The following is a 14,047-nucleotide window of genomic DNA, read 5'->3' as shown; positions in this document are numbered from 1 at the left end:
TGCGTGATGCGCGCGCTGGCGCTGGGCCTGCTGCTGGCGCTGCCGTCGCTGTCGTTTGCGGCGGCAGAGCCGAATACCCAGGTGCCGGCGGGCAGCCGCCACTACGCAGCGACGACGGTGCCGGACCGCATCGTCGCCTCGCCGGCGGTGGATCCCAGCCACGGTTTCGCCGTGGCCTGGCGTACCGATGGCAGCGTGCAGGCGCCGCTGCTGGAAATCGCCCTGGCCGGGGATTCGCCGGCCATCGAGGGCATCCGCCAGGTGCGCGCAACGACCCGCGCGCTGCAGACGGAGAACGGATTGTCGCACCATCATCGTGCCGACATCAGCGGCCTGCAGCCGGACACCCAGTACGTCTACCGCGTGCAGGGCAATGGCAGTTGGAGTGCCTGGAACCAGCTGCGTACGCTGGCCGCGGCCGACCAGCCGCTGACCCTGCTGTATTTCGGTGATACCCAGAACAAGAACGTCAGCCATGTCAGCCGCGTGGTGCGTGCCGCGCAGAAGGCTGCACCGCAGGCGCGCGTGAGCCTGTTCGCCGGTGACCTGGTCAGTGGCGGCGACAACATGGATGACAGCGAGTGGGGCGAGTGGTTTGCCGCCACCGGCTGGCTGGCGCAGGAAACGCTGGTGGCCCCGGCCATCGGCAACCACGAGTACTTCGAGGAATTCGAGGACACCCCGCAGGAGCGCCGCGTGCTGGGCCGGCACTGGCCGATGACCTTCGCGCTGCCGGGCAATGGCGCCGCCGCCGCGCAGCAGACCAGCTACTGGTTCGATGCGCAGGGCGTGCGCGTGGCGGTGGTCGATGGCACCTCGGCACTCGATCTCGGCACGGCCAAGGCGCAGGCACAGTGGCTGGACAAGGTCCTGACCGGCAACCCGCAGCCGTGGACCATCGTATTGCTGCACCAGCCGTTCTACTCGCCGCGCGAAGGGCGCGAGAACGCCGCGCTGCGTGACGTGCTGTTGCCGGTGGTACGCCGCCACAACGTCGATCTGGTGCTGCAGGGCCACGATCACACCTATGGCCGTCGTGGCGAGGGGCAGGCTGCGACGCCGCAGTACGTGGTGACCGTGGCCGGGCCGAAGCAGTACCGCCTTTCCGACGAAGCTCGCAGGACGATGGATCCGGTGGCCGAAGATACCCAGCTGTTCCAGGTGCTGAACATCGACCCGCAACACCTGCGCTATGAAGCACGTACCGTGACCGGCCGTCTCTACGATGCCTTCGAACTGCGCCGTGATGCCAAGGGTGGCAAGCAGCGCACGGAGCTGACCGAAGGCCGCATCACGCCACGCGACTGCCCGCGCGCGCAGACCGCCAAGGGTCGCGCCGACCGTTGCTGGGAATGAAGGGATGCCGATGACCACGTCCCGACGCATCCTTCCTCTCGCTGCCATCGGTGCTGCCCTGCTGCTGCTGGCCAGTGCCGTGGCCGCAGCCGATGCCGTGCTGCATCCGTTCCTGGTCGCCCAGCCGAAGCAGGCCCCGCAGGAGGTGAATCTGGCGGTGGAGATTCCGGCCGGCAGCTTCACCAAGTACGAGATCAAGGAAGACGGTCTGGTGCACGTGGATCGCTTCCAGTCGATGCCGGTGGCCTATCCGGCCAACTACGGCTCGATGCCGCGCACCCTGGCCGGTGACAACGATCCGCTGGATGCGCTGGTGCTGACCCGCGAACCCTTGCACCCAGGCGTGATCGTGCGCTTCCGGCCGATCGGTTACCTGAAGATGATCGATGGCGGCGAGCACGACGAGAAGATCATCGGCGTGCCGACCGACAAGGTCGACCCGACCTACGCCAGCATCCGTGACCTGGCGGATCTGCCGGAGGTCGAGCGCCAGCGCATCGAAGCCTTCTTCCGGGTCTACAAGGACCTGCCGGCCGGGCGCAACCCGGTGCAGCTCAACGGCTGGGGCAATGCCGCCGAAGCCCGCGCGCTGATCAGTGAAGCGATGGAGCGGTTCAAACAGTAGATCCACGCCTTACGTGGATGGCCGCCTGCGCGCATCTCCTTCACCGCCGCTGGCTATCATATCCGCCTTCCACAACGAAGGCGGTGCATGTGTCGGTAGCGTTGGTATGGTTCCGCCGCGATCTGCGGCTGCAGGACAATCCGGCCCTGCAGGCCGCGCTGGACGCGGGCCACGACGTGGTGCCGGTCTACATCCATGCGCCGCACGAGGAAGGCGAGTGGGTGCCTGGCGCGGCCTCCGATGCGTGGCGCCATCGTTCACTGGGCGCATTGGATGCCGACCTGCGCGTGCGCGGTTCGTCGCTGGTGCTGCGCAGTGGTGACAGTCTGCCGACCCTGCAGTTGCTGATCGAGCAGACCGGCGCCCAGGCGGTGTACTGGAACCGCAAGTACGAGCCGGCCACCCAGCCTCGCGACGCCACCATCAAGCGTACGCTGCGCGAGCAGGGCATCGACGCGCAGAGCTGCAATGGCAGCCTGCTGTTCGAGCCGTGGGACATCGCCACCCAGCAGGGCCAGCCGTACAAGGTGTTCACGCCGTACTGGCGCAACGTGCTCAGTCATTGGCGCCTGCCCGCGTTGCAGGCCGCGCCGAAGGCATTGGCGGCGCACACCGCCGACAGCCTCGCATTGGACGAGCTGCGGTTAGCGCCTACGCTGGACTGGGATACCGGCTTCTGGGAGCACTGGCAGCCGGGCGAGGCTGGTGCGCTGGAGGCACTTTCCGTGTTCGAGGACGGCGCGTTGCGCGGTTACCGCGAGCAGCGCGACCTACCTGATCGGGTCGGTACCTCGCGACTGTCGCCGCACCTGCATTTCGGCGAGATCGCGCCGTGGCGCATCGCCCACGCGCTGGAAGGACTGCGCAGTGCCGGCACCGACGCCGACATCGACGGCTATCTGCGCCAGCTCGGCTGGCGTGATTTCGCCTATCACCTGCTGCATCACTTCCCGAAGACGCCGATCGACAACCTCAACCCGCGCTTTGACCGTTTCCCATGGGCCACGCCGAGTGCCGTACAGCTGCACGACTGGCAGCGCGGCAACACCGGTGTGCCGATCGTCGATGCCGGCCTGCGTGAGCTTTGGCACACCGGCTACATGCACAACCGGGTGCGGATGATCGTGGCCAGCTATCTGTGCAAGCACCTGCGCGCGCACTGGTTGCATGGCGCGCGCTGGTTCTGGGACACGCTGGTCGATGCCGACCTGGCCAACAACACGATGGGCTGGCAATGGGTGGCTGGAACCGGTGCCGATGCCGCGCCGTATTTCCGCGTGTTCAATCCGGTCACCCAGGCCGAGAAGTTCGACCCCCAGGCCCGCTACATCAGCCGCTGGGTGCCCGAACTGGCGGCGCTGCCGGTGAAGGCACGCTTCGCGCCCTGGCAGCATCCGCTGCTGCTGGCGGTGCATGCCCCGGGCTATCCGCGCACCCCGTTGGTGGATCTGGCCGCCGGCCGCGATGCCGCGCTGGCTGCCTACCGGCAGTCGGGAGCAGGGTAAAGTGCGGGCTGAGTAATCCGGTCAGTTAGCTGAACGCGGCCCTGTCGGCGTGCCGGATCATCATTCCGGCATCGCATCGGGCTGTTTATTCTCTTTGCGCCCGCAAGCCGCCGGCCGATCGGAAACCAAGGAGAACCCCATGATCCGCAACACCACCCGCAACGTCGCACTGGCCCTGATGAGTGCGGCCGTCCTGTCGGCCTGCGCCACCGGCGGCTCCTATGTGCAGAGTGACCAGTATGGCAACCCGACCGAGCAGCAGAACCGCACCGGCCGCAATGCACTGATCGGCACCGCCATCGGTGTGGCCGCTGGCCTGCTGACGGGCGACAGCGCTACCGAACGCCGTCAGCACGCGCTGATCGGTGCCGGTATCGGCGCACTCAGCGGTGCCGCTGTCGGCCAGTACCAGGATCGCCAGGAACGCGCACTGCGCGAGCGCACCGCCAACACCGGCATCGATGTGCAGCGCCAGGGCGACAACATCATGCTGAACCTGCCGGATGGCATCACCTTCGACTTCGGCAAGTCGACCCTGAAGCCGCAGTTCTACGGCTCGCTCAATGGCGTCGCGGGTACCCTGCGTGACTACAACCAGACCATGATCGAAGTGGTTGGCCACACCGACAGCATCGGCAGCGACGCGGTCAACAACCGCCTGTCCAAGGAACGCGCCGACTCGGTCGCGCAGTACCTGATCGGCCAGGGCGTGCAGAGCGTGCGTATCGAAACGCTGGGCGCCGGCAAGTCGTACCCGATTGCCGACAACAGCACCGATGCCGGCCGCGCCAAGAACCGCCGCGTCGAGATCCGCGTGATTCCCCTGAAGCAGTAACGCGTAGCGTTACGGTTCCGGCGTAGCCGGAACGAAAATGCCGCCCTTGCAGGCGGCATTTTCTGTAGGTGCCGAGCTTGCTCGGCACGCCGATAGCGCTCCCGGTCGCGGCTTCTCCGAACGGCGCCGACCAAGGTCGGCATCTACCAGGAAATTGGCGCACGGCATCGTTGTGGATTACGCCGCCGAAGCCGCGACCTTCTCCAAGATGCGCTTGCCACTGCTTTCCAGCGCGGCGTCTTCCTTTTCCTTCTGCTGCTGCGCCAGCTTCGCGCCCGGGCACTGCGCCAGCATGTAGTTGGCGTCGAAGTTGAGCTTCTCGACCAGGAAGTCGACGAACGCCCGCACCTTCGGCGAGACCAGGCGGCCACCGGCGAACACGGCGTTGAAGTCCACTTCCGGCCCGGTCCAGCCAGCCAGCACACGGCGCACCATGCCCGACTCAACGAACGGCTTGGCCATCACATCGCCGGTCAACAGCAGGCCTTCGCCACACACCAGCGCACCATTGAGCGCGGACATGTCGTTGGCGGTCATCAGCGGGGTGACCGGGAAGTCACGCAGCTCGCCACCGTTCTCGCCCAACTGCCAGGTGAAGCGCGGCGAATTGCCGGTGTGGTACGGCTTGCGCATCGCCAGGATGCGATGGAACTGCAGCTCTTCCGGATGAAGCGGCTCGCCATAGCGCTCGATGTAGGCCGGGCTGGCGAACACCTGCGTGCGCAGGCTGCCGAGCTTGCGCGCCACCAGGTTGGAATCGGGCAGGGCACCCACGCGCAGGGCCAGGTCCGCCTCACCTGCAATCAGGTCCAGCTTCTCGTTGCCCATGTGCATGTCCAAGCGGATCTCTGGATACTGCGCATGGAACTGGCCCAGCAGCGGCGCAATCCAGGTGATGCCGATCGAGTAAGGCACAGTGAAGCGCAGCCAGCCGCGCGGACCGGACTGCAGCTGGCTCACCGCGCTCTCGGCTTCTTCAAGCTCGCGTGCGATGCGCTGGCAGTGCTCGTGATAGATCGAGCCGGCCTCCGTCAGGCCAAGGCGGCGGGTGGTCCGGTGCAGCAGTCGCGCACCCAGGCGGGTTTCCAGCTCCTGCACTTTGCGGCTGACCGTGGTCTTGGGCAGGCCGAGCGATTTGGCAGCGGCAATGAAGCTGCCTTGCTCGACCACTTTGACGAAGATCAGCGTCTCGTTGAGATCGTGGGACATGGTCGGGGATCCTGGACGTCGGGGATGGGACAATCGTGACAGAACGATTGGACCGGGAGCGGGATGATTATTCCCCTTAATCAGGACTAATCAAGTAAAGGTTTGAGGTCTATCGTGGCGCCATTCGTTATTTGGAGCCCGTTCGCCATGAGCCTGCGCAACATTCTTGCCCGTCTCCGGAACGCCGGCCAGAGTACCCTGGACCTGGCGATGACCGTTGAAGCCCGTCCGAGTTCCTTGGTGCACAAGGATTTCCGGGAGTTTACCGCGCCCATGCGTCAACAGCGTGGCGGTGCCATCCGCCTGGTTCCGCACAAGGGTGACCGGCTGCGTCGAATTGGGACTATCCCGGATTTGGGAGGAAATGTCCCGTGAATGGGATACTGACGCCCGAAGTTCTGGTCCTCGGTGGCACCGGTGCCGTGGGCCAGGGCGTGGTCGGCGCCCTGCTGGAGGCCGGCAGCCCGGTGCTGGTGGTCGGGCGCGATCCGGGCCGGTTGGCGGCGCTGCATGAGCAGTTCGCCGATGAGCCGGGCCTGGAAACCGTGCTGGGTTCGCTCAGTGATGATGGCTCGGCGCGGGCACTGGCCGAACGCATCGCGCATCGCCCGCGTCCGCTGGCCGCGGTGATCGCCGCAATGGGCGGCCCTTACCGTCGCGGCCGGGTGACTGACCGCACCGGCGACGAGCTGCTCGGTGCGATGCAGGCCGACCTGATGCCGCACGTGCACGCAGTGCGTCATCTGCTGCCGCTGCTGCAGGACAACGTGCATGCGCGCCGCTACGTGATGATCGGCAGTCCGGCCAATGCCAAGCCATGGGCGGGCTACGGCGAAACCTCGATCACCACTGCCGCGCTGCGTATGTACGCGCAGGTGGTGCACCAGGAAGCCCAGGCACTGGGCGTGCGCGCGCAGATGCTGGAAGTCTGCAGCCCGGTGTGCACCCCAGCCAACGCGGCCAACGCCTGCATCGAGTGGCCCAGCTCGCTGCTGGTCGGTCGCCGCGTGGTCTCGCTGCTCGATGGGTGTCGCGACAACCGCGCCATCGTCCGCTGTGACAGCAGCGATGCCGAACTGCCGCGCGGTCTCCTGCGCCTGGAAATTCCTCCGCTCTGGCGCGACACCGCAGGCGTTGCTTGACCTCGACCATGGTTGAGGTCGCAGTATGCGCCGCCGATTTTTGCAACACGTTCTCATATAGCTGTACCACCCCTCCGTACGGATGCATGCCATGACTTCCCCCAACACCACCCCACATCGTTTCGGCCATCGCATCGCGATGGTCGGCGTGTCGATCCTCGCCGCGGCCGTGCTTGCAGCCTGCAGCGGCGGCCATGCCGAAGAAGCCGGTGCACCGCCGCCGCCGCAGGTCAGTGCCGCGCCGGTACTGGTCAAGCAGGTCAGCCAATGGGACGAGTTCAGCGGCCGCGTCGAAGCGGTACAGAGCGTTGAACTGCGCCCGCGCGTGTCCGGCTACATCGACAAGGTCAACTATGTCGAAGGCCAGGAAGTGAAGAAGGGCGAAGTGCTCTTCACCATCGACGCGCGCAGCTACCAGGCCGAGTACGATCGCGCCGCCGCCGAACTCGCCCGCGCCCGCACCCAGGCGACGCTGGCCCGCAGCGAGTCCGAGCGTGCCAAGCGATTGTCCGAGCAGCAGGCGATCTCCACCGAGACCGCCGAGCAGCGTCGCGCTGCCGCCGACCAGTCCGGTGCCGCCGTGCAGGCGGCGCAGGCTGCGTTGGATGCGGCCCGCCTAAACCTGGAGTTCACCAAGGTGCGTGCACCGATCGACGGCCGCGCCGGCCGCGCGATGGTCACCGCCGGCAACCTGGTCACCGCCGGCGACAGCGCCAGCGTGCTGACCACGCTGGTCTCGCTGGATACCGTGTTCGTCTACTTCGATGCCGACGAAAGCACCTTCCTGCGCTACGCACAGATGGCGCGCAAGGGCGAGCGCCCGAGCGAGCGTGACAGCGACCTGCCGGTGAAGGTCGGCCTGTCCGGTGAAGAGGGCTACCCGCACTCCGGCAAGGTCGACTTCCTCGACAATCAGGTGGCGCGCAGCACCGGCACCATCCGTGTCCGCGCGCTGCTGGACAACGCCGACCGCCAGTTCACCCCGGGCCTGTTCGCCCGTGTGCAGCTGCTCGGCAGCGGCCAGTTCCAGGCGCTGCTGATCGACGACAAGGCCGTGCTGACCGACCAGGACCGCAAGTACGTGTACGTGGTCGACAAGGATGGCAAGGCTCAGCGCCGGGACATCCAGCTCGGCCGCACCGCCGACGGCCTGCGTATCGTCGAGCACGGCCTGGCCGCCGGCGACAAGGTGATCATCGATGGCGTGCAGAAGGTCTTCATGCCGGGCATGCCGGTGCAGGCCAAGGCCGTGGCGATGCAGCCACAGGCTGCGGCGCCGGCACCGGGCCGCGATGCCACCGCCGCCCTGAACCACTGATCCGCGTCCCCGCTTAGCTGCCGGCGCCAGCGGCAGCCTTCCCTGCCTTCGTCATCTCGGCGAGGGGCAGGGAGGCTGTTGCCCGCCGAATGCCTTTCCCAGGAATTCCTCCATGGACTTTTCCCGTTTCTTCATCGACAGGCCGATCTTCGCGGCGGTGCTGTCGATCGTGATCTTCGCCGCAGGCCTGATCACGATTCCGATCCTGCCGATCAGCGAGTACCCGGAAGTGGTGCCGCCGTCGGTGGTCGTGCGCACGGTGTATCCGGGCGCCAACCCCAAGGTCATTGCCGAGACCGTCGCCACGCCGCTTGAAGAGGCGATCAACGGCGTCGAAGGCATGATGTACCTGAAGTCGGTCGCCGGCTCGGACGGCGTGCTGCAGATGACCGTCACCTTCCGCCCGGGCACCGACCCGGACGCTGCGGCGGTGAAGGTGCAGAACCGCGTGGCGCAGGCGCAGGCGCGCCTGCCCGAGGACGTGCGCCGGCAGGGCGTGACCACGCAGAAGCAGTCACCGACCTTCCTGATGGTGGTGCACCTGACCTCGCCGCAAGGCAAGTACGACACCCTGTACCTGCGCAACTATGCCCGCCTGCACGTCAAGGATGCGCTGGCGCGCATTCCGGGCGTGGGCGACGCGCAGATCTTCGGTGGTGGCGACTACGCCATGCGCGCCTGGCTGGACCCGGACAAGGTGGCCTCGCGTGGCCTGACCGCCAGCGACGTGGTGCGTGCGATGCGCGAGCAGAACGTGCAGGTCTCGGCCGGCCAGCTCGGTGCCGAGCCACTGCCGAACAGCCAGTTCCTGACCCTGATCAACGCCCAGGGCCGCCTGAAGACCGAAAAGGAATTCGGCGACATCGTGCTCAAGAGCGGTGTGGACGGCGAGATCGTGCGCCTGTCCGACGTTGCCCGCCTGGAACTGGGCGCCGGCGACTACACCCTGCGCTCGCAGCTGGACGGCAAGAACGCGGTCGGTATCGGTATCTTCCAGTCGCCCGGTGCCAACGCGCTGGAGATCCGTGACCAGGTCATCTCGACGATGGACGAGATGCAGAAGACCATGCCGGCCGACGTGAAGTACGAAGCCGTGTATGACACCACCATCTTCGTGCGCGACTCGATCAAGGCCGTGGTCTCCACGCTGCTGGAAGCGATCGCCCTGGTGGTGCTGGTGGTGATCCTGTTCCTGCAGACCTGGCGTGCGTCGATCATTCCGCTGATCGCGGTGCCGGTGTCGGTGGTCGGTACCTTCGCCGCGCTATACCTGCTGGGCTTCTCGATCAACACGCTGAGCCTGTTCGGACTGGTGCTGGCGATCGGCATCGTGGTCGACGACGCGATCGTGGTGGTGGAGAACGTCGAGCGCAACATCGAGGAAGGCCTGTCGCCCACCGCGGCGGCCCACCAGGCCATGCGTGAGGTGTCCGGCCCGATCGTGGCGATCGCGCTGGTGCTGTGTGCCGTGTTCGTGCCGATGGCGTTCCTGTCGGGTGTCACCGGCCAGTTCTACAAGCAGTTCGCGGTCACCATCGCCATCTCCACGGTGATCTCGGCGATCAACTCGCTGACCCTGTCGCCGGCCCTGGCCGCGCGCCTGCTGAAGGCCCACGGTGCGCCGAAGGACGGCCCGAGCCGCCTGATCGACCGCCTGTTCGGCTGGGTGTTCCGTCCGTTCAACCGCTTCTTCAAGTCCAGCTCGGAGAAGTACGAGCGTGGCGTGGCCCGCATCCTCGGCCGTCGCGGTGCGGTGTTCGTGGTCTACGCGATCCTGCTGGTCGGTACCGGCGTGATCTTCAAGCTGGTGCCGCCGGGCTTCATCCCGACCCAGGACAAGCTGTACCTGATCGCCGGCGTGAAGCTGCCGGAAGGTTCGTCGATCGCGCGTACCGATGAAATGCTGCGCAAGGTTGCCAAGATCGCCCAGGAAACCGATGGCGTGGCCCACACCATCTCGTTCCCGGGTTTGAACGCGCTGCAGTTCACCAACACGCCGAACACCGGTGTGGCGTTCATTCCGCTCAAGCCGTTCGCCGAGCGCCACGGCCGCACCGCCGCGCAGATCAATGCCGAGATCAACCAGAAGATCGCCGGTCTGCAGGAAGGCTTCGCCTTCGCGATGATGCCGCCGCCGATCCTCGGCCTGGGCAACGGCAACGGCTACCAGATGTTCATCGAGGACCGTGGCAACCTGGGTTACGGCGCGCTGCAGAATGCCGTGCAGGCGATGCAGGGAACCGTTGCGCAGACCCCGGGCATGGCCTTCCCGATTTCCAGCTACCAGGCCAATGTGCCGCAGCTGGATGCCGAGGTGGACCGCGTCAAGGCCAAGGCCCAGGGCGTGCAGCTCACCGAGCTGTTCGACACGCTGCAGACCTACCTCGGTTCGGCCTACGTCAACGACTTCAACCAGTTCGGCCGTACCTGGCAGGTGATCGCCCAGGCAGATGGTCCGTTCCGCGAGACGGTCGAGGACATCGGCAAGCTGCGTACCCGCAATGACCGCGGCGAGATGGTGCCGATCGGTTCGATGGTCACCATCAAGCAGACCTTCGGCCCGGACCCGGTGCTGCGCTTCAATGGCTATCCGGCCGCGGACCTGGCCGGTGAAGCCGACCCGCGCCTGCTGTCGTCGGCCGAGGCGATGAACAAGCTGACCGAGATCGCCGGCAAGGTGCTGCCGGTGGGCATGACCACCGAATGGACCGACCTGAGCTACCAGCAGGCAACCCAGGGCAAGGCCGCCTTCATCGTGTTCCCGGTGGCGATCATGCTGGCCTTCCTGGTGCTGGCCGCGCTGTACGAGAGCTGGTCGCTGCCGCTGGCGGTGATCCTGATCGTGCCGATGACCCTGCTGTCCGCGTTGTTCGGCGTGTGGCTGACCGGAGGCGACAACAACGTGTTCGTGCAGGTCGGCCTGGTGGTGCTGATGGGCCTGGCGTGCAAGAACGCGATCCTGATCGTCGAATTCGCCAGAGAGCTGGAGATGGGCGGCAAGGGCATCGTTGAAGCTGCGCTGGAAGCCTGCCGCCTGCGTCTGCGCCCGATCGTGATGACCTCCATCGCGTTCATCGCCGGCACCGTACCGCTGGTGCTGTCGCACGGTGCGGGTGCCGAGGTGCGCTCGGTGACCGGTATCACCGTGTTCGCCGGCATGCTGGGCGTGACCCTGTTCGGCCTGTTCCTCACCCCGGTGTTCTACGTGGCCCTGCGCAAGTTCGTCACCCGCAACGGTGGTGGCCAGCTGGTGCAGCACGGCGAGCCGACCATCCACCACTGACATGGAACCCCGTCGCCGCCGGCCATTGCCGGCGGCGGCTTCCCCCTCACGAGGCAAGAATCCATGAACACCCATCAGAACAAGATCGCGCTGGTCACCGGCGCCACCCGCGGCATCGGCGCCGAGACCGTGCGCCAGCTGGCCCAGGCCGGCGTGCATACGCTGCTGGCCGGCCGCAAGCGCGAAACCGCCGTGGAGCAGGCGCTGAAGCTTCAGGCCGAGGGCCTGCCAGTGGAAGCGCTGCAGCTGGACGTCACCGATGGCGCCAGCATCGCCGAGGCTGTGCAGCAGGTGCGCGAGCGCCATGGCCGTCTCGACATCCTGGTCAACAACGCCGGTGTGCTGCTGGAAAATCCGGCGCAGCGGCCGTCCGAGCAATCGCTGGACACCTGGCGCCGCACCTTCGACACCAACGTCTATGCGCTGGTAGCGGTGACCCAGGCCTTCCTGCCGTTGCTGCAGCAGGCCAAGGCCGGCCGCATCGTGAATGTCTCCAGCATCCTCGGTTCGCAGACCCTGCATGCCGACCCGGCATCAGGCATCTACGATTTCAAGATCCCGGCCTACAACGCTTCCAAGGCCGCGGTGAACAGCTGGACCCTGGCGCTGGCACACGAACTGCGCAGCACGCAGATCAAGGTCAACACCGTGCATCCGGGCTACGTGAAAACCGACATGAACGGTGGCCACGGCGAGATCGAAATCGCCGAGGGCGCGCGCTCCAGCGTGCAGATGGCCCTGGTCGGCCACGAAGGCCCGAACGGCAGCTTCACCTACCTGGGCGAGGTGCTGCCATGGTGATCCGCACATTGGCGATGGCCGTCTCCAGCCTGGTGCTGGCAGGTTGTGTCAGCGTCGGCCCGAACTACAAGGCGCCGGTGCAGGAACCGGTGGTCCTGCAGGGCGCACAGCAGCCGGTGTTCAGCACCACCTCGCCGGTGGCGAGCTGGTGGGCGCAGTTCGATGATCCGGTGCTGGAAGAACTGGTGCACGGTGCACTGTCGGACAACCTGGACCTGCGCGTGGCCGTGGCCCGTGTCAGCCAGGCCCGCGCGGTGTTTGTCGAAAGCCGTTTCGACCAGGCCCCGCACATCACCGCCGGTGGCAGCTACGACCGCCGCAAGCAACCCGATCCGCAGCTGGGTGGGCAGCGGGTGTTCAGTGAAAGCTACCAGCTCGGTTTCGACGCGGGCTGGGAGCTGGATCTGTTCGGCCGCAAGCGCCGTGCTGCAGAAGCCGCGCGCGCCGACCTCGACGCCGAGCAGGCCAACCTGGCCGACGCACAGGTGCTGGTCGCCGCTGAGGTGGCGCGCAACTACTTCGAGCTGCGCGGCACGCAGAAGCGCATCGCCGTGGCCCAGCACACCCTGGTCAACCTGCGTGATACGCAGAAGCTGACCGAGGCACGCTGGGAACTGGGCGCCGGCAGCGAGCTGGACGTGCAGAGCAGCCGGGCTCGCCTGAAGGCGATCGAGGCCGACATTCCATTGCTGGAAGTCGCCGAGACGCAGTCGCGCAACCGACTGGCGGTGCTGCTCGGCCAGCGACCGGAAGTGCTGGCCGAGATGCTCGCGCCGCATGAGGTACCGGCGTTCGCCAAGGCATTGCCGCTGGGCGATACCCGCGAACTGCTGCGCCAGCGCGCCGACGTACGCGTGGCCGAACGTCGCCTGGCCGCTGCCACCGCACGCGTGGGCGTGGCTACCGCCGATCTGTTCCCGCGGTTGTCGCTGTCCGGCTTTGTCGGGTTCCTGGGCGGCGATGCCAGTGGCCTGGTCAATGGCAACAACAAGGCCTGGTCGCTGACGCCGTCGCTGAGCTGGGCGGCCTTTGATTTCGGCACCGTGCGCGCACGCCTGCGTGCCAGCAAGGCCGAGGCCGAGGGCGTGGCCGCACAGTACGAGCAGGCCGTGCTGCTGGCCCTGGAAGACACCGAGAACGCGCTGACCCGCTATTCCAAGCAGCAGGCGCGGCTGGCGATCGTGGTCGAGCAGGCGCAGGCGGCTCGGCGTGCCGAATCGCTGGCGCAGATCCGCTATCGCGAGGGCTCGGAGGACTTCCTGACCCTACTGGATGCGCAGCGTACGCAGTTGGCTGCGGATGATGCGTTGGCCGCGGCCGAATCCGAAGTCAACGTCAGCGTTGTCGGTGTGTACAAGGCGCTGGGTGGCTGGGGGCAGGCGCCGCAGGCGGCGCCGAGCGTCGCGGTCGCGCGCTGAGCGCAACGCTCCGCCAGTAGGCCCTGGGCCGGTACGGGCGAAATGCCGGTGCCGGCCTTCCTGTTGCAGCGATGCGGGTCAGGGGGCCTGCCGCAGCTGGCAGGCGGCAAGGTCCTTCTGGCGCTCGCGTGGGGTATCCCGCAGGGGCAGCACGTGGCGCTGCGCGCCTTCACCCACGACGCAGAACAGGCCGCGGTACCAGCGCCGTGACGGACCCTCCGGGCCGGGTACGGACGCTATCAGCACCACGCCATAGGCTTGGCCGGGCGACAGCGCGACGCTGCGCAGCGCAGGCTGCTCGTCCAGGCGCAGGCAGTGGCCCGGTGCCAGTGTCTGGCCGTCGCCGCCAAGCTCGGCGGTAGCCAGCGGTCGTTCGCGACCAGCGCTGCGCTCGAACAGCTGCAGGTGGTCCACGGTCACTGGCGCACGCTCATCGCCCACCGTCACGCAGGGCGTGCCTTGCTGATCCTTCACCTGTGCCGACGCATGACGCGAGGTCGCCGCGCCCGCAAGGGCTGGCATGCACAGCAGGGCAAGCAGGGGCAGGGTGCGCAT

At 66.9% G+C, this 14,047-nt stretch carries 12 protein-coding genes; 10 read left to right on the top strand and 2 right to left on the bottom strand.

The window, feature by feature from the left end:
* Positions 1-6 precede the first annotated feature (6 nt).
* The 4 genes from VPH47_RS12790 (at position 7) to VPH47_RS12775 (ending at position 4,321) form a co-directional block, all read left to right on the top strand.
* On the top strand, positions 7-1,356 hold the full coding sequence (locus tag VPH47_RS12790; RefSeq protein ID WP_368851589.1) for a metallophosphoesterase: 1,350 nt from the start codon (positions 7-9) through the stop codon (positions 1,354-1,356).
* A gap of 10 nt (positions 1,357-1,366) precedes the next feature.
* Positions 1,367-1,981: an inorganic diphosphatase gene (locus tag VPH47_RS12785; RefSeq protein WP_368850979.1), complete on the top strand. Its 615-nt coding sequence runs from the start codon at positions 1,367-1,369 to the stop codon at positions 1,979-1,981.
* Between the two features lie 89 nt (positions 1,982-2,070).
* Entirely contained in the window at positions 2,071-3,486 is a 1,416-nt protein-coding gene (locus VPH47_RS12780) for a deoxyribodipyrimidine photo-lyase (protein WP_368850977.1), read from the top strand.
* A 139-nt stretch (positions 3,487-3,625) separates the two neighbouring features.
* The gene (locus tag VPH47_RS12775; RefSeq protein WP_010484399.1) at positions 3,626-4,321 is read left to right on the top strand and encodes an OmpA family lipoprotein; all 696 of its coding nucleotides are present in this window, start codon (positions 3,626-3,628) and stop codon (positions 4,319-4,321) included.
* Between the two features lie 177 nt (positions 4,322-4,498).
* Here VPH47_RS12775 and VPH47_RS12770 read toward each other — a convergent pair whose 3' ends face one another.
* Positions 4,499-5,530 carry a LysR family transcriptional regulator gene (locus VPH47_RS12770; protein WP_005409107.1) on the bottom strand — a complete coding sequence of 344 codons (1,032 nt, stop codon included), beginning with the start codon at positions 5,528-5,530 and terminating at the stop codon, positions 4,499-4,501.
* Between the two features lie 147 nt (positions 5,531-5,677).
* Here VPH47_RS12770 and VPH47_RS12765 point away from each other — a divergent pair, with 147 nt between their 5' ends.
* From VPH47_RS12765 to VPH47_RS12740, 6 genes are all read left to right on the top strand, one after another.
* The gene (locus VPH47_RS12765; protein WP_110714299.1) at positions 5,678-5,905 is read left to right on the top strand and encodes a hypothetical protein; all 228 of its coding nucleotides are present in this window, start codon (positions 5,678-5,680) and stop codon (positions 5,903-5,905) included.
* Complete coding sequence (locus tag VPH47_RS12760) at positions 5,902-6,672, top strand: SDR family NAD(P)-dependent oxidoreductase (RefSeq protein ID WP_368850976.1); 771 nt, start codon at positions 5,902-5,904, stop codon at positions 6,670-6,672. The genes VPH47_RS12765 and VPH47_RS12760 overlap by 4 nt, the downstream gene beginning before the upstream one ends.
* Before the next feature lie 91 nt (positions 6,673-6,763).
* Positions 6,764-7,990 (top strand): efflux RND transporter periplasmic adaptor subunit, encoded by a 1,227-nt coding sequence (locus VPH47_RS12755; RefSeq protein WP_110711943.1) that lies wholly within the window; start codon positions 6,764-6,766, stop codon positions 7,988-7,990.
* 112 nt (positions 7,991-8,102) lie between these two features.
* Positions 8,103-11,273 (top strand): efflux RND transporter permease subunit, encoded by a 3,171-nt coding sequence (locus VPH47_RS12750; RefSeq protein WP_153855119.1) that lies wholly within the window; start codon positions 8,103-8,105, stop codon positions 11,271-11,273.
* A 63-nt stretch (positions 11,274-11,336) separates the two neighbouring features.
* Complete coding sequence (locus tag VPH47_RS12745) at positions 11,337-12,074, top strand: SDR family oxidoreductase (RefSeq protein ID WP_110711945.1); 738 nt, start codon at positions 11,337-11,339, stop codon at positions 12,072-12,074.
* On the top strand, positions 12,068-13,492 hold the full coding sequence (locus VPH47_RS12740) for an efflux transporter outer membrane subunit (RefSeq protein ID WP_110711946.1): 1,425 nt from the start codon (positions 12,068-12,070) through the stop codon (positions 13,490-13,492). Before VPH47_RS12745 ends, VPH47_RS12740 begins: the two co-directional genes overlap by 7 nt.
* 78 nt (positions 13,493-13,570) lie before the next feature.
* On the opposite strand, the gene VPH47_RS12735 is transcribed toward VPH47_RS12740, so the two are convergent.
* Positions 13,571-14,047 (bottom strand): hypothetical protein, encoded by a 477-nt coding sequence (locus VPH47_RS12735; protein WP_368850975.1) that lies wholly within the window; start codon positions 14,045-14,047, stop codon positions 13,571-13,573.

The sequence above is a fragment of the Stenotrophomonas sp. WED208 genome, from assembly GCF_040984485.1.
Classification (GTDB): Bacteria; Pseudomonadota; Gammaproteobacteria; order Xanthomonadales; family Xanthomonadaceae; genus Stenotrophomonas; species Stenotrophomonas riyadhensis.
This window is presented reverse-complemented; position numbering and strand designations above follow the sequence as displayed.

Coding starts and splice junctions, on each gene's coding strand:
- VPH47_RS12790 (WP_368851589.1), top strand. CDS start 7: ATGCGCGCGCTGGCGCTGGGCCTGCTGCTGGCGCTGCCGTCGCTGTCG.
- VPH47_RS12765 (WP_110714299.1), top strand. CDS start 5,678: ATGAGCCTGCGCAACATTCTTGCCCGTCTCCGGAACGCCGGCCAGAGT.
- VPH47_RS12735 (WP_368850975.1), bottom strand. CDS start 14,047: ATGCGCACCCTGCCCCTGCTTGCCCTGCTGTGCATGCCAGCCCTTGCG.
- VPH47_RS12745 (WP_110711945.1), top strand. CDS start 11,337: ATGAACACCCATCAGAACAAGATCGCGCTGGTCACCGGCGCCACCCGC.
- VPH47_RS12740 (WP_110711946.1), top strand. CDS start 12,068: ATGGTGATCCGCACATTGGCGATGGCCGTCTCCAGCCTGGTGCTGGCA.
- VPH47_RS12755 (WP_110711943.1), top strand. CDS start 6,764: ATGACTTCCCCCAACACCACCCCACATCGTTTCGGCCATCGCATCGCG.
- VPH47_RS12750 (WP_153855119.1), top strand. CDS start 8,103: ATGGACTTTTCCCGTTTCTTCATCGACAGGCCGATCTTCGCGGCGGTG.
- VPH47_RS12770 (WP_005409107.1), bottom strand. CDS start 5,530: ATGTCCCACGATCTCAACGAGACGCTGATCTTCGTCAAAGTGGTCGAG.
- VPH47_RS12785 (WP_368850979.1), top strand. CDS start 1,367: ATGACCACGTCCCGACGCATCCTTCCTCTCGCTGCCATCGGTGCTGCC.
- VPH47_RS12775 (WP_010484399.1), top strand. CDS start 3,626: ATGATCCGCAACACCACCCGCAACGTCGCACTGGCCCTGATGAGTGCG.